This is a genomic window from Streptomyces sp. NPDC054932, assembly GCF_053610205.1.
The window spans coordinates 24,850-45,462 of record NZ_JBSGXU010000051.1 but is presented as its reverse complement, the minus strand read 5'-3'; the positions used below and the strand labels follow the sequence as shown (position 1 = coordinate 45,462).

Annotated in this window: 16 protein-coding genes, 1 pseudogene and 1 riboswitch; of the genes and pseudogenes, 8 read left to right on the top strand and 9 right to left on the bottom strand. The window is 73.1% G+C overall.

Features of this window, described 5'->3' with window-relative positions; genetic code table 11:
* Positions 1 to 84: 84 nt before the first annotated feature.
* A complete protein-coding gene (locus tag ACWGE1_RS16720) occupies positions 85 to 1,422 on the bottom strand; it encodes an ATP-binding protein (RefSeq protein WP_453421243.1) in 1,338 nt (445 codons plus the stop codon).
* A 134-nt stretch (positions 1,423 to 1,556) separates the two neighbouring features.
* Positions 1,557 to 2,243 (bottom strand): response regulator transcription factor, encoded by a 687-nt coding sequence (locus ACWGE1_RS16715; RefSeq protein WP_453421242.1) that lies wholly within the window; start codon positions 2,241 to 2,243, stop codon positions 1,557 to 1,559.
* A gap of 234 nt (positions 2,244 to 2,477) precedes the next feature.
* On the opposite strand from ACWGE1_RS16715, the pseudogene ACWGE1_RS16710 reads away from it, so the two are divergent.
* Positions 2,478 to 2,678: pseudogene (locus ACWGE1_RS16710) on the top strand (integrase core domain-containing protein); the annotation flags it as partial.
* Positions 2,679 to 2,757: 79 nt separating this feature from the next.
* Here ACWGE1_RS16710 and ACWGE1_RS16705 read toward each other — a convergent pair.
* From ACWGE1_RS16705 to ACWGE1_RS16680, 6 genes are all read right to left on the bottom strand, one after another.
* Positions 2,758 to 3,531 carry an enoyl-CoA hydratase gene (locus ACWGE1_RS16705; RefSeq protein ID WP_453421241.1) on the bottom strand — a complete coding sequence of 258 codons (774 nt, stop codon included), beginning with the start codon at positions 3,529 to 3,531 and terminating at the stop codon, positions 2,758 to 2,760.
* Positions 3,528 to 4,430 carry a 3-hydroxyisobutyrate dehydrogenase gene (gene mmsB, locus ACWGE1_RS16700; protein WP_453421240.1) on the bottom strand — a complete coding sequence of 301 codons (903 nt, stop codon included), beginning with the start codon at positions 4,428 to 4,430 and terminating at the stop codon, positions 3,528 to 3,530. The genes ACWGE1_RS16705 and mmsB overlap by 4 nt, the downstream gene beginning before the upstream one ends.
* Positions 4,427 to 5,518 (bottom strand): enoyl-CoA hydratase/isomerase family protein, encoded by a 1,092-nt coding sequence (locus ACWGE1_RS16695; protein WP_453421239.1) that lies wholly within the window; start codon positions 5,516 to 5,518, stop codon positions 4,427 to 4,429. Before ACWGE1_RS16695 ends, mmsB begins: the two co-directional genes overlap by 4 nt.
* Positions 5,515 to 6,669 (bottom strand): acyl-CoA dehydrogenase family protein, encoded by a 1,155-nt coding sequence (locus ACWGE1_RS16690; protein ID WP_453421238.1) that lies wholly within the window; start codon positions 6,667 to 6,669, stop codon positions 5,515 to 5,517. Before ACWGE1_RS16690 ends, ACWGE1_RS16695 begins: the two co-directional genes overlap by 4 nt.
* Positions 6,666 to 8,165 carry a CoA-acylating methylmalonate-semialdehyde dehydrogenase gene (locus tag ACWGE1_RS16685; RefSeq protein ID WP_453421237.1) on the bottom strand — a complete coding sequence of 500 codons (1,500 nt, stop codon included), beginning with the start codon at positions 8,163 to 8,165 and terminating at the stop codon, positions 6,666 to 6,668. Before ACWGE1_RS16685 ends, ACWGE1_RS16690 begins: the two co-directional genes overlap by 4 nt.
* 185 nt (positions 8,166 to 8,350) lie before the next feature.
* Positions 8,351 to 8,521, bottom strand: a riboswitch (cobalamin riboswitch).
* A 97-nt stretch (positions 8,522 to 8,618) separates the two neighbouring features.
* On the bottom strand, positions 8,619 to 10,016 hold the full coding sequence (locus ACWGE1_RS16680) for a short-chain fatty acyl-CoA regulator family protein (RefSeq protein WP_453421236.1): 1,398 nt from the start codon (positions 10,014 to 10,016) through the stop codon (positions 8,619 to 8,621).
* Positions 10,017 to 10,400: 384 nt separating this feature from the next.
* Here ACWGE1_RS16680 and aceA point away from each other — a divergent pair, with 384 nt between their 5' ends.
* From aceA to ACWGE1_RS16645, 7 genes are all read left to right on the top strand, one after another.
* A complete protein-coding gene (gene aceA / locus ACWGE1_RS16675) occupies positions 10,401 to 11,687 on the top strand; it encodes an isocitrate lyase (RefSeq protein ID WP_453421235.1) in 1,287 nt (428 codons plus the stop codon).
* Between the two features lie 109 nt (positions 11,688 to 11,796).
* Positions 11,797 to 13,389 (top strand): malate synthase A, encoded by a 1,593-nt coding sequence (gene aceB / locus ACWGE1_RS16670; protein ID WP_453421234.1) that lies wholly within the window; start codon positions 11,797 to 11,799, stop codon positions 13,387 to 13,389.
* Positions 13,386 to 14,255: a 3-hydroxybutyryl-CoA dehydrogenase gene (locus ACWGE1_RS16665; protein ID WP_453421233.1), complete on the top strand. Its 870-nt coding sequence runs from the start codon at positions 13,386 to 13,388 to the stop codon at positions 14,253 to 14,255. Before aceB ends, ACWGE1_RS16665 begins: the two co-directional genes overlap by 4 nt.
* A 343-nt stretch (positions 14,256 to 14,598) precedes the next feature.
* On the top strand, positions 14,599 to 16,086 hold the full coding sequence (locus ACWGE1_RS16660; protein WP_453421232.1) for a S1 RNA-binding domain-containing protein: 1,488 nt from the start codon (positions 14,599 to 14,601) through the stop codon (positions 16,084 to 16,086).
* Positions 16,087 to 16,215: 129 nt separating this feature from the next.
* Entirely contained in the window at positions 16,216 to 18,897 is a 2,682-nt protein-coding gene (locus tag ACWGE1_RS16655) for a LuxR C-terminal-related transcriptional regulator (protein ID WP_453421231.1), read from the top strand.
* A 161-nt stretch (positions 18,898 to 19,058) separates the two neighbouring features.
* Entirely contained in the window at positions 19,059 to 19,256 is a 198-nt protein-coding gene (locus ACWGE1_RS16650; RefSeq protein WP_453421230.1) for a hypothetical protein, read from the top strand.
* Positions 19,257 to 19,415: 159 nt separating this feature from the next.
* Entirely contained in the window at positions 19,416 to 19,874 is a 459-nt protein-coding gene (locus tag ACWGE1_RS16645; protein WP_453421229.1) for a DUF7144 family membrane protein, read from the top strand.
* Between the two features lie 100 nt (positions 19,875 to 19,974).
* On the opposite strand, the gene ACWGE1_RS16640 is transcribed toward ACWGE1_RS16645, so the two are convergent.
* On the bottom strand, positions 19,975 to 20,571 hold the full coding sequence (locus ACWGE1_RS16640) for an HD domain-containing protein (RefSeq protein WP_453421228.1): 597 nt from the start codon (positions 20,569 to 20,571) through the stop codon (positions 19,975 to 19,977).
* Between the last annotated feature and the right edge of the window lie 42 nt (positions 20,572 to 20,613).

Genomic DNA, 20,613 nt, shown 5'->3' with positions numbered 1-20,613 from the left:
GCCCGCCGCGCCCGCCGCGCCCGCCGCGCCCGCCGCGCCCGCCGCGCCCGCCGCGCCCGCCGCGACGACGGGGCGCGCGCCTCATCAGCCGGGGGCGGGCGCCGGCGGGAAGGTGACGGTGAAGCAGGCGCCGCCCTCGGGGCCGTGCCCCTCGACGCGGATGGCGGCGCCGAGCCGCCCGGTCAGCCGGTGGGCGATGGCCAGCCCCAGGCCGCTGCCGACCGGGCGGGTGTCCCGGTAGCGCTCGTGGAGGGCGCCGTGGTCGAAGGCGATGCGTACGTCGTCGTAGGTGAGGCCGGGCCCGCCGTCGCGGACCTGCAGCTCGGCCCCGCCGCCCGCGGAGGCCGCATGGACGGCGAGTACCAGGGGAGCGCCCTCGGGCGTGACCCGCAGGGCGTTCTGCACCAGGCCGTCGATCAGCTGCCGGACCCGGAAGGCGTCCGTTGCGACGACGACGGGCCGGTCGGGCTGTTCGATCCGGAGATCCACACCATGGCGTGCGCACAGCCCGGTCCAGAACGCGGCGGCCTCGGAGACGACCGCGCGGAGGTCGGCCGGTGCCACGTCCAGGCGGAAGTCGTCGGCCTCCAGCCGGGCCAGGTCCAGCAGATCCCGCAGGAACCGGTCCAGGCGGCGGGTCTCGTCGGCCAGGATGGAGCCGACCCCGGGCACCCGGTCCGGCTCGATCAGTCCGTCGGCCAGTGCCTCGGCGTAGCCCTGGAGCGCGGTCAGCGGTGTGCGCAGGTCGTGGGAGACGGAGAGCAGGAACTCCCGCTGCCGGTTCTCGCTGTGGGCCAGCGCCCCGTCCAGGACGTTGAGCGCGCGCCCGATGTCGGCGGTTTCCCGGGGGCCGTCGACCGGCGCCGGTACGCCGCGTTCGCCGTCGGCGAGCCGGTGCGCGATCTGCGCGGCCGTCACGAGCGGACGGGCGATCCGGCGGGCCAGGAGCGCTCCGGCGAGGGCCGCTCCGAGCATGCCGAACACCAGCGGCACGATCACGTTGCGGCGGATCTGGTTCGTGTTCTCGGTGACCACGGTGTACGGCTCGGTCAGGACGACCGCGCCACCGCGCACGCCGGGCCGGCCCACCAGCAGGACCTCCTGGCCGCCCAGGATCCCGGTGGTGGAGACCGGCTTCCCCGCGAGCAACGCAGATTTGGACACCCGGTCGACGGCCGGGCTGGCGGTTCCGCTCACGGTGCCGTCCGGGGCAATGACCGCGATCTGCACCCCGTTCGGCCCGGCCAGGGCCTGGGCTCCGGTGAAGAGCGCCTCCGAGAGGGCCGGCAGGCGGCTGAGGACCGTTGCCTGACGCGTCAGCTGGTCGCGTTCGCGCTGCTCCGCGCCGTGTGCGGCGGTCTGCCAGGCGATCAGCCCGGTCAGGGCCACCGCGAGCGCCGCCACCACGGTGGTCAGCACCACGATCTTGCGGGTGAGGGAGCCGCGACGCGCGCCCGTCCCGGGGTCGGAGCGTGGGCCGGACCGAGGGCTGGACGGAGTGCCGGACGCAGGGCAGGGCAGCGGGCCACGAAGGGGGTCCGGGCGGCGGGGGCGCTTCACGGGCCGGGAGCCGTCGCGCTGTACCCGACGCCGCGGACCGTCCGGATCGGGCTCGCGTCGCCGAGCTTGGCGCGCACCTGCGAGACGAAGACGTCGACCATGCGGGTGTCGCGGTAGCCGGGGTACCCCCATACCTGGGAGAGCAGTTGCTCGCGGGTGAAGACCTGGCCCGCGTGCTGCAGGAGGTGGGCGAGCAGGTTGAACTCGGTGGCGGTGAGTTCGACCTGCTCACCGTCGCGGCGCACGGTGCGGCTGACCGGGTCCACCTGGAGCCGCCCGGTGCTCCCGGGCGGCGGACCGGGCGGGCCCGCCGCCCGGCGCAGTACGGTCCTGACCCGGGCGACGAGTTCGCGCGGCGAGAACGGCTTGGTCAGGTAGTCGTCCGCGCCGAGTTCGAGGCCGAGGATCCGGTCGGCCTCCTCGCCGCGCGCGGTGACCAGCAGGACCGGTGTCCAGTCGCCGGCATCCCGCAGGGCGCGGCAGAAGGCGATGCCGTCCATCCCGGGCAGGCCGATGTCCAGGACGATCGCCACCGGGTGCATGCGCCTCGCGGCCGCGAGACCGGCGGCCCCGTCGGCCTCGACGTGGACACCGAAGCCGTCACGCGCCAAGTAGAGGCGCTGTACGTCGGAGATGTGGCGCTCGTCCTCGACGATCAGTACGAGGCCCCTGGACTGCGTCATCACTGCCTCTCACGCGCGGTCGGCCGCATCGATGCTAACCGCGCCGACCCGCCGTTCCGGCGGGCGCGCCGCCGTCCGTACATTCCCCGAACAATGCGCGGGCCGCGCTGGGGGCGGGCCGCGGTGGACCGCGCGCTCACCCTCACGGGCGTCGGGGAACTCGCCGATCGCGGCGCCGAGCACCTGTCCGGCGGACAGCTCCAGCGCGTCTGGCTGGCCGGCTGTCTCGCCCAGGAGACGGGCGGCGAGGTCGAACGCTTCCACCACACCCTGCTCGAGGAATGGGCCTACCAGCAGCCCTACACCTCAGACCGCCAACGCATGGAAGCGTTCACCGACTGGCTGCACTGATACAACTACCACCGACCCCACACCGGAATAGCAGGCCAAATACCCGCCAGCCGCGGCATCAACCTCTCCGGACAACTCACCTAGACGGTTTCCATCGGCGGGGGCGGGGGCGGTGGGTTCGGCGGTCTCGCCGCCCCGCCCCCGCCCCCGCGCCCCGGGTGGCTCAGCCGTGGCTGAAGCGGGCCGGGCGCTTGTCCACGAAGGCGGACATGCCCTCCTTCTGGTCGGCCGTGGCGAATACCGCGTGGAACAGGCGGCGTTCGAAACGGACGCCCTCGGTGAGGGTGGTTTCGAACGCCCGGTTCACGGCCTCCTTGGCCATCATCGCCACCGGCTTCGACATCGCGGCGACGGTCTCGGCGACCGCGAGGGCCTCGGACAGCAACTCGTCCGCCGGGACGATCCGGGACACCAGGCCGGCCCGCTCGGCCTCGACCGCGTCCATGGTGCGGCCCGTCAGGCACAGTTCCATCGCCTTGGCCTTGCCGACGGCCCGGGTGAGACGCTGCGAACCGCCGATGCCCGGGATCACCCCGAGCCTGATCTCCGGCTGCCCGAACTTCGCGGTGTCGGCGGCGAGCAGGATGTCGCAGAGCATGGCGAGCTCGCAGCCGCCGCCCAGCGCGTAGCCGGATACCGCAGCGAGGGTGGGCGTACGGACCTGGCCGAGGCGGTCCCAGGCGGTGAACCAGTCGGAGAGGTACATGTCCATGTAGCTGTGCGGCCGCATCTCCTTGATGTCGGCGCCCGCCGCGAAGGCCTTCGCGGAGCCGGTCAGGACGATGCAGCCGACCTCGGGGTCCCGGTCCAGTTCCTCCGCAGCCGCCACGACTTCGGTCATGACCTGCAGGTTGAGGGCGTTGAGGGCCTCCGGCCGGTTGAGGGTGAGGACGGCCACCCGTCCCTTGCGCTCCAGCAGGATGGTTGCGTAGGTCATGCGGGTGTTCCGTTCCGGGGTCGCAGGGTGCGGACGATCGCCGAGAAGTCGAGGCCCGCGCCGTCGCCGGCGGCGAAGTCGGCGTACAGCTCGGCGGCCTTGAGGCCCAGCGGCGCCGCCACCCCGCCGGCCCGCAGGGCGTTCGCCGCCAGGGCGAGGTCCTTGGCCATGAGGGGCGCGGCGAAGCCGGGCAGGTAGTCGCGGTTGGCCGGGCTGCCCGGAACCGGCCCGGGCACCGGGCAGTTGACGGTGAGGGCCCAGCACTGGCCGGAGGCGGTGGAGGCCACGTCGTAGAGGGCCTGGTGGTCCAGGCCGAGGCTCTCCGCGAGGACGAAGGCCTCGCTCACCCCGATCATCGAGACGGCGAGGATCATGTTGTTGCAGATCTTCGCGGCCTGTCCGGCGCCCGCCGTCCCGCAGTGCACGGTCTTCTTGCCCATCGCGGCGAGCAGCGGCTCGGCCGCCGCGAACTCGGCTGCGCCGCCACCCGCCATGAAGGTGAGGCTCGCCGCCTGCGCACCGACCACCCCGCCCGAGACCGGCGCGTCCAGGGACCGGTGACCGGCCGCCCCGGCGGCCTCGTGGGCCGCCCGGGCGTCGGCCACGTCGATGGTGGAGCAGTCGATGAACAGCGTGCCGGGCCGCGCGGCGGCCAGCAGCCCGTCCTCCCGGTACAGGGCCAGGACGTGCTTGCCCGCCGGCAGCATGGTGATCACCACGTCGGCCTCGGTGGCCGCCGCGGTGGCCGCCAGGGCCGGCTCCACCCCCGTCGCTGCCGCGCCGGCCAGCAGCTCCGGCACCAGGTCGAAGCCGAGGACGCGATGTCCGGCCTTCACCAGGTTGGCCGCCATCGGGCCACCCATGTGGCCCAGTCCGACGAACGCCACGGTACTGCTCACCAAGGCACCTCCTGAGTCGAATCCGTCCGGGTCAGCTGCAGTTCGCGCTCACCGAGCGGGGCGAAGAACCGTTCCACGTCCGCCGGAGCCACCTCCGGCAGGGAGGGCGGTGACCACTGCGGGTTGCGGTCCTTGTCGATGACCTGCGCCCGGATCCCCTCCACCAGGTCGGGGGAGGAGAGAGCGGCGCAGGAGATCCGGTACTCCTGCTCCAGGACCCTTTCCAGCGGGCCGAGTCCGCGGACGCGCCGCAGGGCGGCCAGCGTCACCTTCAGCGCCGTGGGCGACTTGGCGGCAAGGGTGGCCGCGGCCTCCTTCGCCGCCGGGACACCGCTGCGGAGCAGGCGCTCCACGATGTCCTCCACCGTGTCCGCCGCGTAGCAGTGGTCGATCCACTCGCGGTCGCCGCCGAGCGCGCCACCGGGCGCGGGCCCGACGTACCGTTCCAGCACCTCGTGCACGCAGGCCCCCGCCAGGTCCGCGGCCAGCCGCGGCAGCAGCTCCGACGGCGCGAAGTGATCGGCGAGCCCGCACAGCAGCGCGTCCGCCGCCCCGATCGGGGCCCCCGTCAGGGCCAGGTGCGTGCCCAGCTCCCCGGGCGCCAGGGCCAGCAGGTAGGTGCCGCCGACATCGGGGACGAAGCCGATGCCCGTCTCGGGCATGGCCACGCGGGAGCGTTCGGTGACGATCCGCACGGTGCCGTGGGCCGAGATCCCGACGCCGCCCCCCATGACGATGCCGTCCATGAGGGCGACGTACGGCTTGGGGTAGCGGGCGATGCGCGCGTTGAGCCGGTACTCGTCGCGCCAGAAGTCCGCCGAGGCCGTGCCGCCGGTGCGGGCGTCCTCGTGGATCGCGCGGATGTCGCCGCCCGCGCACAGGCCGCGCTCACCGGCGCCCTCGATGACGACGGTCTCGACGTCCGGGTCGTGCTGCCAGTTCGCCAGCGCCTCGTCGATGCGGAGCACCATGGGGTGGCTGAGGGCGTTGAGCGCCTTGGGGCGGTTGAGGGTGATGTATGCGGCGTGGCCCTCGGTACGCAGGACGACGTGATCGCTGTCGTGTTCTGCGGGGGACGGGTGGTTCATCGCAGGGCCTCCGTGAGCCCGCGGGCGACGATGATGCGCATGACCTCGTTGGTGCCTTCCAGGATCTGGTGGACCCGAAGGTCCCGGACGATCTTCTCGATGCCGTACTCGCTCAAATAGCCGTATCCCCCGTGGAGTTGCAGGGCTCGGTCGGCGACCGTGTAGCCGGTGTCCGTGGCGAAGCGCTTGGCCATCGCGCACAGCTGCGGGGCCAGCGGATCGCCCCGGTCCAGCGCGTCGGCGGCCTGGCGGACCAGGGCGCGGGCCGCGGCCAGCTCGGTGGCCATGTCCGCGAGCCGGAACTGCAGGGCCTGGGCGTCCAGCAGCCGGGACCCGAAGGCCTCACGGTCGGCCAGGTACGCGAGGCTGCGGTCCAGCGCGCTCTGCGCACCGCCCAGCGAGCAGGCCGCGATGCCGAGCCGGCCGCCGTTGAGCCCGTTCATGGCGATGCGGAAGCCGTCGCCCTCGGCGCCGAGCCGACGGTCGGCGGGGACGCGCACCCTGTCGAGGACCACCTGGCAGGTGGGCTGGGCGTTCCAGCCCATCTTGCGCTCGTTCGGGCCGAAGGAGACCCCGGGGTCTCCGCGTTCGACGACGAAGGCGGAGATGCCGCCCGAGCCCTCGCCGCCGGTGCGCGCCATGACGATGTAGACGTCGGAGGCGCCCGCGCCGGAGATGAACTGCTTGACGCCGGTCAGTACGTAGCCGTCACCGGTGCGCTCGGCCCGGGTGCGCAGTCCGGCGGCGTCGGACCCGGCGCCGGGTTCGGTCAGGCAGTAGCTGCCCAGCGACCGGGCGGTGCACAGGTCCGGGAGCCAGCGGGCCCGCTGGGCCGGATCCCCGTACCGGTCGATCATCCAGGCGACCATGTTGTGGATGGAGAGGTACCCGGCGATGGAGGGGCATCCGGTGGCGAGGGTCTCGAGGACGAGGACGCCGTCGCTGCGGCTGAGCCCGGAGCCGCCGTGCTCCTCGCGGACGTAGACGCCGCCGAGTCCGAGGTCCGCCGCCTTGCGGATCACGTCCAGCGGAAAGTGCTTGTCCTGGTCCCAGGTGACGGCGTACGGGCCGATCTGCTCCTGGGTGAAGTCGAGGGTGACCTCGGCGAGGGCGAGCTGATCGGCAGTCAGCGTGGTCGTCACCGGGCTCATCCCATCGTCGGGATGGTGAAGCTCGCGCCCTCCTTGGCCCCCGAGGGCCAGCGCGAGGTGACGGTCTTGGTGCGGGTGTAGAAGCGGATCGAGTCGGGGCCGTGCTGGTTCAGGTCGCCGAAGCCGGACCGCTTCCAGCCGCCGAAGGTGTGGTAGGCGACGGGGACGGGGATCGGCACGTTGACGCCGACCATGCCGGCGCCCACCCGCCGGGTGAAGTCGCGTGCCGTGTCGCCGTCGCGGGTGAAGATCGCGACGCCGTTGCCGTACGGGTGCTCGGTGGGCAGGCGCAGGGCTTCCTCGTAGTCGGCGGCCCGTACGACGCACAGCACCGGGCCGAAGATCTCCTCGCGGTAGATCCGCATCTGCGGGGTCACACGGTCGAAGAGGGTTGCTCCGGCGAAGTAGCCGTCCTCGTGTCCGGGCAGGGTGAAACCGCGCCCGTCGACGACGAGTTCGGCGCCCTCGGTGGCGCCGATGCCGACATAGCGGTTCACCCGGTCGAGCGCGTCCCGGCTGACCAGCGGTCCGAAGTCGGCCTCGGGGTCGTCGGAGCGGCCGACGCGCAGGGTGGCGATGCGCTCCGTCAACTTGGCCACCAGGGCGTTCGCGGTGTCCTCCCCGACGGGCACGGCGACGGCGATGGCCATGCAGCGCTCGCCCGCGGAGCCGTAGCCGGCGCCGATGAGGGCCTCCACGGCCTGGTCGAGATCGGCGTCCGGCATCACGATCATGTGGTTCTTGGCGCCGCCGAAGCACTGGGCGCGCTTGCCGTGGGCGGCGGCGGTGGCGTAGATGTGTGCGGCGATCGGCGTGGAGCCGACGAAGCCGAGGGCCTGTACGCGCGGGTCCTCGAGGAAGGTGTCGACGGCCTCCTTGCCGCCGTTGACCACGTTGAGCACGCCGGGCGGCAGGCCGGCCTCGAGGAAGAGTTCGGCGAGGCGCAGCGGTACGGAGGGGTCCCGCTCGGACGGCTTCAGGATGAAGGAGTTGCCGCAGGCCAGGGCGGGTGCGGCCTGCCACAGGGGGATCATTGCGGGGAAGTTGAAGGGGGTGATCCCGGCGACCACACCCAACGGCGAGCGCAGTGAGTGCACGTCGATCCCGGTGCCCGCGTTGTCGGTGAATTCGCCCTTGAGCAGGTGCGGGACACCGGCGGCGAACTCGACCACCTCCAGGCCGCGTTGCAGATCGCCGTGGGCGTCGGCGACGGTCTTGCCGTGCTCGGAGGACAACAGCCGTGCGAGGGAGTCCCGTTCACCCTCGACGAGCTGGAGGAAACGCAGGAGCACGCGCGAGCGGCGCTGGGGGTTCCACTGCCCCCAGTCGGCCTGCGCCTCCTCGGCGTTCGCGATGGCTGCTTCGGTGTCGGCCCGCCCCGCGAGCGGGACGCGGGCCTGGACGGCGCCGGTGTTGGGGTCGTAGACGTCGGTGAAGAGGCCGGAGGATCCGGTGGTGTGCTTGCCGCCGATGAAATGGGTGAGTTCGCGGACCATGGTGCCTGCTCTCGTCAGGTTGGATCCGGGGATGGCACGGCGGACCGGCGGACGGCACCCGATGGGGTGCGCCGTTGGGGAGGGCCGTGGGACTACGAGCGCGCGAAGGTGTGCGTGCGCTCCGCCGGATCACCAGGGTCGTGGGTACAAACCGGTGCCATGCGTGTCTGCTCCATCCTCGTGGACAACACGGAACATCCGCGGCCGGTATCCTGACTCCCGGATCCCCGCGTGCCGCCCGCCTTCCCGACAGACCTCGTCAGTGGCGTGTGGATGGCAGCACACTCCCCGGTCACAGTGGCGGGACCGTGCCGGTTTCTCACCGGCTTCCCTGCACCGCGGACCTTGTGGCACGAACATATAGTTGGACGTCCTAGTAAGTCCAGAGCCGCCGCCGCGCGCCTTCGGTGGGGACCGGCGCCCGCTCAGTCCTGAGTGCCGGTCACCGGATGGTCACCGGGTGACCACCGGGTAGGGGATGAAGGTGCTGCTGTTCTCGTCGACGGCCAGCGCCCGGCCGAGCGGCGGTACGGCCCGCTGCGGGCAGTCGAGCCGTTCGCACAGGCGGCAGCCCATTCCGATGGGGGTCGCGGCCGCCGTGTTGTCGAGGTCGAGCCCGTCGGCGTACACGAGCCGGGAGGCGTGCCGGATCTCGCAGCCGAGCCCGATCGCGAAGGTCTTGCCGGGCTCGCCCCAGCCGCCGCGGTGCCGGGTGACGGCGCGGGCGGTCCACAAGTACCGCTGCCCGTCGGGCATGGCGGCCACCTGGACGTGGATGCGTCCGGGCGCGGCGAAGGCCTCGTACACGTTCCACAGCGGGCAGGTGCCTCCCGCGCGGGAGAAGTGGAATCCGGTCGCCGACTGCCGCTTGGACATGTTCCCGGCCCGGTCCACCCGGACGAAGGAGAAGGGAACTCCGCGCAGCCTGGGGCGTTGCAGGGTGCTCAGCCGGTGGCAGACCGTCTCGTAGCCGATCCCGAAGTGGTCGGTGAGCCGCTCGATGTCGTAGCGGAACTCCTCGGCGGCCGTGTGGAAGGCGCGGTACGGGAGGATGAGGGCGCTCGCGAAGTGGTTGGCGATGCCGATCCTCGCGAGGGCGTGGACGGGGGAGCCGGGCGGGAAGTCCTCGGCGGCCAGCCGGTCGAGCTCGGTCCCGTACTCGATCAGCGCCAGCTGGGTGGCCATCCGGAACGCCTGCTGTCCCGGCCGGAGCCGGTTCGACAGGTGCAGGACCCGGGCGGTGGGGTCGTAGTGGTGCAGCCGGTCGGAGTCCGTCGCCGTCCTGACCCCGTGCCGCTCGGAGAGCCGGTGGGCCAGGGCGCGGACGACGTCCCCCGGGCGGATGCCGATCTCGGAGGCCAGCTCCTCGGCGGCGAGATCGGTGTCGTGGAGGTAGTTTTGCCGGCGGTAGAAGAACTCGCGGATCTCCTCGTGGGGTGAACGCGGGCTGTCGGTCACCGCGTCCCGCCCGTCGGCGGCGTCGGCGAGCCGCTCGGTGAGGAGCTGGCTGCGCCGGCCCAGGTCCAGCAGGACCGAGGCGACGGCCGGCATCCGGGTGGCCAGCTCCGCCAGGTCGGAGGGGGAGACGCGCGCCTCGGCCACCTCGTTCGCGAGCGCCTCGCGCAGGTCGGCGACCAGCCGGCTGGTGTCGCGCTCGGAGAAGAAGCCGGGATCCACTCCGAAGGCCTCGGTGAGCCGCAGCAGGACCGGCACGGTGAGCGGCCTGGAGTCGTGCTCCATCTGGTTGAGGTAGCTGGGGGAGATGGCGAGCATCCGGGCCAGGTCGGCCTGGGTCATCCGCCGCTCCTCGCGCAGCCTGCGCAGCCGCGCCCCCGCGTACGTCTTGCTCACCGCACTCCTTCGCCGCCCGGCCCCGATCGCGCCGCCAGGATACGGGGATCTTCGCAGCCGATGGGCTTCGCAACCTTGGCAATTCCGGTGCCGAAGATTCGCAAAGCTTGGCAGATGTACCTGGTTGATGGCACTCAGTGTCAGTGCCAGAGTCGGTGCTGCGGCCCGCCGGGCACGGTGGCCGAGAAGGACTGACTGGCCCGATTCGCGCCCTGATTTCGGCCATCTAGGCAGTTCGACCCGGCGGCTCGGCAGCATTGCTCAGCTTCGGCCCATGGCCGGGTTCGGCGGCCGCATCTCCTTATCAGGCACAGAGTGTCAATCTGCCGGGTTCATGTCCCGGCTCGTTGGCAAGACAAGCGACGGATGGAAACGGTGACGGTCATGGCAGAGGCGAACACGACGGCGGCGGCCGAGCAGCTCAAGCAGCGGTGGGCCGACGACCCTCGCTGGGCGGGCATCGAGCGCACCTACACGGCCGAGGACGTGGTCCGGCTCTCGGGCAGCGTCCGCGAGGAGCACACCCTGGCCCGGCGCGGTGCCGAGCGGCTGTGGCGCCAGCTCCACGAGCGGGACTACATCCACGCACTCGGCGCGCTGACCGGCGGCCAGGCGGTCCAGCAGGTCCGCGCCGGGCTCCAGGCGATCTACCTCTCGGGCTGGCAGGTCGCGGCCGACGCGAACCAGGCCGGACACACCTACCCGGACCAGAGCCTCTACCCCGTCAACTCGGTCCCGCAGGTGGTCCGCCGCATCAACAACGCGCTGCTGCGCGCCGACCAGATCGCCACCGCCGAGGGCGGCAGCGACACCACCGACTGGCTGGCCCCGATCGTCGCCGACGCCGAGGCCGGCTTCGGCGGCCCGCTCAACGCCTTCGAGCTGACCAAGGCGATGATCGCCGCGGGCGCGGCCGGCATCCACTACGAGGACCAGCTCGCCTCCGAGAAGAAGTGCGGTCACCTGGGCGGCAAGGTCCTCGTCCCCACCTCGCAGCACATCCGCACCCTGAACGCGGCCCGCCTCGCCGCCGACATCGCCGACGTGCCCACCCTGATCATCGCCCGGACGGACGCCCTCGCGGCCAACCTCCTGACCAGCGACGTCGACGAGCGGGACGCGCAGTTCGCCACGGGTGAGCGCACCGCCGAGGGCTTCTACCACGTGCAGAACGGCATGGCCCCGGTCATCGCCCGCGGCCTCGCCTACGCCCCGTACGCCGACCTGATCTGGGTGGAGACCGGCACCCCGGATCTGGCCCAGGCCCGCGAGTTCGCCGAGGCGATCCACGCCCGGTACCCCGACCAGATGCTGGCCTACAACTGCTCGCCGTCCTTCAACTGGAAGGCGGCCCTGGACGACGACCAGATCGCCAAGTTCCAGCGCGAGCTGGGTGCGATGGGCTATCGCTTCCAGTTCATCACCCTGGCCGGCTTCCACTCCCTCAATCACGGCATGTTCGACCTCGCCCGCGGCTACGCCGAGCACGGCATGACCGCCTACGTCGACCTCCAGGAGCGCGAGTTCGCCGCCCAGGCCCAGGGCTTCACCGCCGTCAGGCACCAGCGCGAGGTCGGCACCGGCTACTTCGACCTCGTCTCCACCGCCGTCAACCCGGCCTCCTCCACCACCGCGCTCTCCGGCTCCACCGAGGAAGAGCAGTTCCACTGAGCCACTGACGGGCGTGCGCCGCGCCGCCGCCCCGCCGACCGCTTCCCGACGGGTGCCCGAGGGACTTCCCCCTCGGGCACCGCCCACCGCCCCCGCTGAGGAGAACCGCATGCCCCTCTCGCCTCTGACCAGCAGCGTCCAGGTCCTCGGTGCGCCGGGTGAGCGCCACGAGGAGATCCTGACCCCCGAGGCCCTGGAGTTCATCGGCCGGCTCGACACCGCGTTCGCGGACCGCCGCCTGGAGATCCTCAAGGAACGCAACCGCCGCTCCGGCCACCTGGCCGGCGGCACCCCGCTCGACTTCCCGCTCGCCACCCGCGCCCTGCGCGAGGACCCGCACTGGCGGGTCGCCCCGCCCGCGCCCGGACTGACCGACCGCCGCGTCGAGATCACCGGCCCGCCGGAGCGGCGGATGGCCGTCAACGCCCTGAACTCCGGTGCCAAGGTCTGGATGGCCGACTTCGAGGACGCCACCGCCCCGACCTGGACGAACGTCATCGGCGGCCAGCTGACGCTGCTCGACGCCATCGCACGGCGCATCGACTTCACCACCCCGGAGGGCAAGGAGTACCGCCTCGGCGGGCACCTCGCGACCATCATGGTCCGGCCGCGCGGCTGGCACCTGACGGAGGAGCACCTGGAGATCGACGGGCGCCCCCTGTCCGCCTCCCTCGTCGACTTCGGCCTGTACTTCTTCCACTGCGCGCAGCGCCAGATCGACGCCGGCCACGGCCCGTACTTCTACCTGCCCAAGCTGGAGAACCGGTACGAGGCCCGCCTCTGGAACGACGTCTTCCTCCTGGCCCAGGAACTCCTCGGCATCCCCCGCGGCACCGTCCGCGCCACCGTCCTCATCGAGACGATCACCGCGGCCTTCGAGATGGAGGAGATCCTCTACGAGCTGCGCGACCACAGCGCGGGACTCAACGCGGGCCGCTGGGACTACCTCTTCAGCCTGATCAAGACCTTCGGCCACCGCACCGACTTCCAGCTGCCGGACCGTGCCGCGGTCACCATGACCGCCCCGTTCATGCGGGCCTACACCGAGCTGCTCGTCCGCACCTGCCACCGCCGCGGCGCCCAGGCCATCGGCGGGATGGCCGCCCACGTCCCCAGCCGGGACGCGGAGGCCAACGCCGCCGCGCTCGCGAAGGTCCGCCTCGACAAGGAGCGGGAGGCCGAGGACGGCTTCGACGGCTCCTGGGTCGCCCACCCCGGGCTGGTCCCCGTCTGCCGCGAGGTCTTCGACGGCGTCCTGGGCGAGCGGCCGAACCAGCTGGAGCGCACCCGGGAGGACGTCGAGATCACGGCCGCCGACCTGCTGTCCGTACGCCGGATCGCGGCGCCTCCCACCCGGGAGGGGATCCGCTCGAACGTCGCCGTGGCCCTGCGCTACTTCGACGCCTGGCTGCGCGGCAGCGGCGCCGTCGCCCTGTACGGCCTGATGGAGGACGCCGCGACCGCCGAGATCGCCCGCGTCCAGATCTGGCAGTGGCTGCGCCACGACAGAGTGGACCGGGCCACGGTCCTCGACCTCCTCGACGCCGAATGCGCGGCGCTGGAGGAGGAGGACCCGCAGGCCGCGGTCACCGGGGCCCGGGAGGTGTTCGTCAACACCGCGCTCACCCCCCGCCTGCCCGCCTTCTTCACCCCCGAGGCCTACACCCGCCACCTCGTCCACCGGACGGAGAACCGATCATGAGTACGTCAATCCGCCGGATCGGCATCGTGGGCGGCGGCCAGATGGGCGCCGGCATCGCCGAGGTGTGCGCCCGCGCCGGCCTCGACACCGTCGTCGCCGAGTCGGACGCCACCGCCGCCCTGGCCGCCCGGGAACGCGTCGCCGTCTCCCTGGAACGTGCCGTCCAGCGCGGCAAGCTGGACCGGATCTCCGCCGAGGACGCCCTCGCCCGGCTCGTCTTCACCAGCGACCTGGAGGACCTCGCCGACCGGCAGCTCGTCATCGAGGCCGTCACCGAGAACCCCGAAGCCAAGTCGGAGGTCTTCACCCGCCTCGACAAGATCGTGGAGGACCCGGAAGGGATCCTCGCCACGAACACCTCGGCCATCCCGATCATGCGTCTCGGCATGGCCACCGGCCGCGCCGACCGGGTCGTGGGCCTGCACTTCTTCAACCCCGTCCCCGTGCTGCCGCTCGTCGAGGTCGTCTCCTCGCTGCACAGCTCCGGGGACACCGTCGCCGCCGTGGAGGCCTTCGCCCGCGAAAGCCTGGGCAAGACCACCGTCCGCTCACAGGACCGGGCCGGCTTCGTGGTCAACGCACTGCTGATCCCCTACGTGCTCTCGGCGATCCGCATGGCCGAATCGGGCTACGCCAGCGCGGCGGACGTGGACACGGGCATGGAGCTGGGCTGCGCCCACCCGATGGGCCCGCTCAAGCTCGCCGACCTGATCGGCCTGGACACCGTCGCGGCCATCGCCGAGTCGCTGTACGAGGAGTTCAAGGAACCGCTCTACGCCCCGCCCCCGCTGCTCCAGCGGATGGTGCAGGCGGGGCTGCTCGGCCGCAAGAGCGGCCGCGGGTTCCACACATACGGCCGGGGCTGAGGGGCCCCGGCACGTCTCCAGGGCAGAGGGTGCGCCGGAGACGAACGGAAACGGCGCGGGTGGGCGAGTGGTGTCGCCCGCCCGCGCCGCGCCGCGTGCTGCCCGACGCCGGTACGCCCGGCCGGGATCAGGTGCGCGACGTCAGCAGCTTCGCGAGGCGGTCGGCGAACCGGGTGATCCCCTCGAGCAGCGGGCCGCTGCGCGCGACGCGGAATCCGTGCCGACGGCCCCGGAACGCCTGTGTCCCGATCGTCCGGGTGCCCTACGCTGGGTCGAATGATCAACACCTCTGTCCGTCCGCGACCGGCCCTCGGGGCGACTTCGAGCCGCCGGGGGCGCTGACATGGCGCCCTTCGTGTACCGCCTCACCCCGGCCGCGGCCGTCCCGTACGGCCTCCGGGTACAGATGGCCGAGACCTGTGTCGCAGCCGCCGGCCGCTTCGCCCGCGACGCCGGGGTCGACCGGCTGCTGATCGACAACCCGATGGCGCAAGGGTTCTTCTCCTTCTCGGCCCGTCGGGCCCGTCCGGCCCGGAGATCCCGGGGCCTGGAGGCGCTCTTCCCCGCCGACGACACCTCCGACGCGTCCGGCCCGCCGCGCCCGTCCGGCTACCACGACGGCGCGCGCGTTCCGCTGGACACCGCACTGGAACTGCTGCGGGCCGTGCTGCTGCGCGAGGGCCCCTGGTGCCGGCTGCACGCCGAGGGCGGGTTCTTCCTGCACGTCGGCGAACAGGACGACCTCTACATCGGCGGTGCGACCCCGGCCGACGAGGCCGCGGCGCACGCCCGCCGCTCGGGACTGACCGTCGAACCGGTCGAACGCTCCCCGTACGACCCGGACTTCGACGAGACCGACCCACAGCCACCCGCCGACGGAGCCTTCTGGACCGAAGTCCACCGCCTGGTCGCCGAGCGCGGCGGGGTACTGGTCGAGGAGCAGTACGTCGCCGCAGCCCACCGCTGGCACCGGCTGACCGCCGCCGACCAGGTCACCCGCGTACGGTCGCGGCTGACCCCGCGGGCCCGCCTGGCGGTGTGGCCGGACCTGAGTGACGACATCGAAGCCGTCCGCGCCGCCGTCCGCCGCTCGGAGCGGCTCGAACTGCTGGTCCAGCAGCAACCCGACGGGAGCATCCGCCGGGCGCGCATCGCCGAGCCGTGGATGGGCCACACCGATCTCGTCCACCCGGTGATCCCGGCGGGCCGGGGCCGCCGGGCGGCACTGGTCCCGCTGGCCCGGGCCGACCGCCACCCCCTGCTCGCCGGAGTGCTGCCGGATGCCGACGGTGTCCTGCGGGCGCGCCGGCGCACCAATCGCACTCCGGCCGACGAGCGGCGGAGCCTGCTCGCCTCGCTGCGGATCGGGGACGTCGTGACCGGTACCGTCGCGAGCGGGCTGCACGACGTCGCCGTGTACGTGGACCTCGACCACGAGTGGGGACAGGGGATGGGCTTCCTGCGCGTCCCGGAGATGTCCTGGGAGTCCTTCGATTCCGTGGACGACGTCGCCCCGATCGGCCGGCGGATCCGTGCCGAGGTCCTCCACGTCGACTGGGACGGTGAGCACGCGAGCCTGTCCGTCAAGGCGCTGCACCCGGACCCCTGGCGGTCCTTCGCCGACGGCCACCGGGCCGGCGACACCCTCCCCGGCACGATCACCGGGACCGTTCCCTTCGGCGTGTTCGTCCGCCTCGCACCGGGCATCGAGGGCCTGCTCCACCGCACCGCACTGTCCGGCGAGACGTTCGCGAGAGGGGACGAGGTGGCCGTCACCCTGCTCGAAGTGGACCTGGTGCGCCGCCGCATCCGCCTCGCGCGGGACGCCTGAGCCGACGGCCCGCCGCCCGGACATCCCCCGGAACGGGTGACACGACTGGTGATCACCGCAGATCACCGGTTCAGTGGAGAGCGTGGGCCGATCACAGTGCGTCCTCCGGTGCGAACGCCGGTGACCTCCATGGACCGCCGGGCACCGACCGGCGACCCCATGCTCACGGCCAGGTTCGCGCCGCCCGCCGTGCCGAAGCTGCTGGTCCACCGGCCCGAGCTGCTGGGACGCCTGACGGCCGGCGTGCAGGGGCCGCTCACCCTCATCAACGGTCCGGCCGGATCGGGCAAGACCGTGCTCACCGCACACTGGGCGGCCGACGGACGCACGCCCCGGCCCCCCATGTGGCTCACCGTCGAACCGGGCGACGCCCCCGGCGCCTTCTGGGCGTACGTCCTGGAGGCCCTCCACCGGGGCGGCGTGGCGCTGCCGGCCGGGGTGGGCCGGCCGACCCGAGCCGAAGGGGTGACCCGGTCGTTCCTGGTGCGCCTGGCGGACGGGCTGGCCGCGTCCGCGCGGCCCGCGGTGCTCGTGCTCGACCAGTTCGACACGGCGCAGCCGCCCGCGACGACCGAAGGACTGGACTTCGTACTCCGGCACGCGGCCGGGGGCCTGCGCATCGTGCTCACCAGCCGATCGGACTCGCTGCTGCCCCTGCACCGCTACCGGGCGGCCGGCGAGATCACGGAGATCCGGCACGCCGACCTCAGGTTCACCCACGAGGACGCCGACGCGTTGCTGGGCGAGCACCGGCTGGACATCTCCCCGGCAGGCATCCGACTGCTGATGGAGCGGACCGAGGGATGGGCGGCAGGAGTGCGCCTTTGCGCCCTGGCCATGCAGCGCAGCGCCGACCCGGAGGCGTTCCTCAGACAGTTCGCGGCCGACCGCACCACCATCGCCGACTACCTCCTCACCGAGGTGCTCGACGCACAGCCGCCCCCCACCCAGGACCTGCTGCTGCGCGTCTGCGTCACCGACCGCGTCCATCCGGACCTGGCGGACGCCCTGACCGGCCGGGACGACGGCGCACGGACCCTGGCCGGGCTGGCCCGCGACAACGCGTTCCTGGAGCAGATCGACGCCTCGGCCTGGTACCGGCTGCACCCGCTGTTCGCCGAAGTCCTGCGCGCGCACCTGCGGCAACGCTGTCCGGGTCTCGAGCCCCGGCTCCACGCGCGGGCGGCGCGCTGGCTGGCCCGGACCGGTCGGCTCACGGAGGCGGTGCTCCAGGGCGCCGCCGCCGGGGACTGGCCGTTCGCGGCGGCACAGCTGGTCGACAACCTGGCGCTCGGCCGCCTCCTGACGGGCCTGGAGGCCGACCGGCTGCGCCGCGCCTTCGCCGGGATGCCCGCGGGGACGGCGGGGACAGCGGGGGCGGCCGGGGCGGCTCCGGCACTGGTCGACGCGGCCTGCCGGCTGGCCGAACGGGACCTTCCCGGCGGCGAGGCCGGGCTGCGGCGGGCGGACGCCTCCCTGACGGCCGCCGCCCCGGGGGCCGCCTCCTGCGGTCCGGCGGTACGGCTCGGCCGCGCCTTCCTCGGCGTACTCGCCGGGCGGCTCGCCGATGACGTGACGTGCGCCGAACGGGAGGCTGCCGACGCCGACCGGCTGCTGCGGGAGGTGCCGCCGCCCCTGCTCGCCGAGCACCCCGAGCTGCGCGCCCTGCTGCTGGCCCATCTCGGCGCCGTCGAGCTGGGAGCCGGGCGCCTGGACCGGGCCGGGTCCGCCCTGGCGGCCGCCGTCGCCGCGTGCGGGCCGCCGGGAACGGAGCACCCGCTCTGCGACGCGCTCGGCTCACTCGCCCTGGTCGAACTGCTGCGCGGCCGCCTGGGGCAGGCCGCCGAGCACGCCCGCGCCTCGCTCGCCGTCGCCGAACGGTCCGCCCTGCCGCCCGAGCACCGGTTCGGTGTCGACCACCTCGCCCTCGCGGGCGTGGCCGTCGAGCAGGACGACCTGTCGGCCGCCCGCTGCCACCTGGACCTGGCGACCACGGCGGCGGCGCCCCTCCCGGATCCCGCGACCGCGGCCCTGGCCGCCGTCATCGGCGCCCGGATCGCCGCGTCCGAGGGCGACGGGGACGCCGCGCTCGCCGCCCTGCGCGCGGTGTCCCCCGCACGGCTGTCCGCCTGGATGGTGGACGAGCTGGCCGTGGCCGAGTCGGCCGTACACCTGGTACGCGGCGACGCCGACGCGGCCCTGCAGGCCCTGGACGCGGTGGACGACGCGGCCGCGCCGGACGGCCCCCGGCCGCAGCACGTGGTGGCCCGTGCCCGCGCCCTCCTGGCCACCGGCCGCGGCCCGGCCGCGGCGCAGGCGCTGGACGGCCTGCCGGGGGACGAGGGCGTCCCGACACCGGTACGGGCCCACGCGTGCCTGCTCCGCGCACAGATCGCAGCGGGGGACGGCGACCTCGCCGAGGCGCACCGGCGCCTCAATGAGGCGCTGGCGCTGGCCCGCCCCGAGGAACTGCGCCGGATGTTCACCGAGAGCGGTCCCTGGATGCGCCGGATCCTGCGCGAGGACCCGCACCCGGCCCGGTCGCACGGCTGGCTGAACCCCCGTACCCCGGTCCGTACGGCGCGCACGCCGCGGTCCGGCGGGCAGCCGCCGGTACTGGAGCCGCTGAGCGGGCGGGAGACCGAGGTGCTGCGCAAGGCCGCGGAGCTGCTGTCCACCGAGGAGATCGCGACCGAGCTGTACGTATCGGCCAACACGGTCAAGACCCACCTGAAGAGCATCTACCGCAAGCTCGGCGTCACCCGGCGCAGCGAGGCCGTCCACCGGGCCCAGGACCTCGGGATCCTCTGAGCCGCGGGCAGTCGGCCGCAGGCGCCGCTTTTCGCCCGCACCGGGCGATGCCGGGCGCCGGGCGCGGGACCGAGGATGGCAGGTGAAGGCAGGGACCGGGGCGGGCCGCCCGCGCCGGCCCCGCACCCGTTGCCTTCGTTCCGAGAGGAGTGACTGCTCCCATGCGCTATGAATTCCGCATCTCGGGGGTCGTGCCGGACGCACTCGCCGCGAGCTTTCCCGAGCTCGACCGGATTCCCGTCCCGGAGCAGACGCTCCTGTTCGGCAGCGTGGCCGACGAGGCCCACCTGTACGGGCTCCTCACGCGCTTCCAGTCCCTGGGCCTGCGGGTGCTCGAAATGCGCCGGCTGCCCGCCTGAGCGGGCGCCGGGCTGGGCCCAGGGGCGAAGACCACCCGCTTCGGGTGATCACAGGAACCGGGCCGCCGGACGACACTGCGATGTGGGCACCGAAGCCTGTGACCGACGAGCCGGAGCAGGACGGTCCTGCGCTGTACCGCCAACTGTGAGGTGAATTCCATGGGCCAGCCGACACCGACCGGGGGGAACTGGAACACCGGCCCCGCGCCGGGCAACGCGCCGCTGTACCCGGGCGACGACGGCCGGGGGAGCGTGGGCACGATGTTCGCCGCGGTCCTCCTCCTGGTGACCGGGTGCCTCGCGGTGTTCCAGGGCATCGCGGCCATCGCGAACGACGACGTCTACGCGCGCATCGGAAGCTATGTCTTCGAATTCGACCTGACGGCGTGGGGCTGGATCCACCTCATCGTCGGAATCATCGTCGTCCTCACCGGAGTCGGCCTGCTGGCCGGCTCGAACCTGGCCAGGGGCGCGGGTATCGCACTCGCCGGCATCAGCGTGATCCTCAACTTCATGTGGCTGCCGTACCAGCCCTGGTGGTCGATCATCATCATCGCGATCGACGTGTTCATCATCTGGGCCCTCTGCACGAGCTGGACCCACTCCACCACCGACTGAAGCGGGGCACACGCGGCACCCGATCCGGCGACGGGTCGGGTGCCGTCGTTCGGCCGGGACCCGAGCCGGCCCGACTCGAGCCGGGACCGCCCTGTCCCGGCTACGCGTACACCGGGAAGGACGCCTGGAAGGCGAGCCGGCGGCCGGCCCCGTCTCCGATGCGGGTGAGGAGGTCGTCGAGAGCGAGGTACTCCTCCCAGTGCTCCCTGCCCGTTGCCCGCGCCAGGCGCGAGATCACGAGGTCTTCGAGTTCTGTGACGCGCTTGTTCTTCCAGACCTTGTCGGCCGTACTCACCAGCAGGTCTTCGAGCGTCGCACCGGGAGCCGTCCAGGAGGCGTGCGTCCCGGCGAAGCGGGCCAGGTCCGGGGCGAACCCGTGGGCCAGCAGCAGCTCGCGGCCCGCCTCTTCGTGATCCGAGCCGGGACCGGACAGCTCGGCGGTGTGCACGGTCTTGCCGATGTCATGGGTCGCCGCTCCGAAGAGGACGGCCGCGCGGTCGACGACGACTCCCGGGTGGCGATCCTCCATCCACTCCACCAGCTGAACGGCCACGTCGTGGACGGCACGCAGATGGGCGGCCAGTCGAGGCGACGCATCGAGCGACCGGAGCAGGTGCACCACCGGGGGCGGGAGCGGCCGGAGCCGCGGATCGCCGGGGGTGTGCAGGGCCTGGGACAGGGCGTGCGAGGGGGGCATCGGGTCAGGCTACCGAAGGGGACCGACGCCACCCCCCCCGGC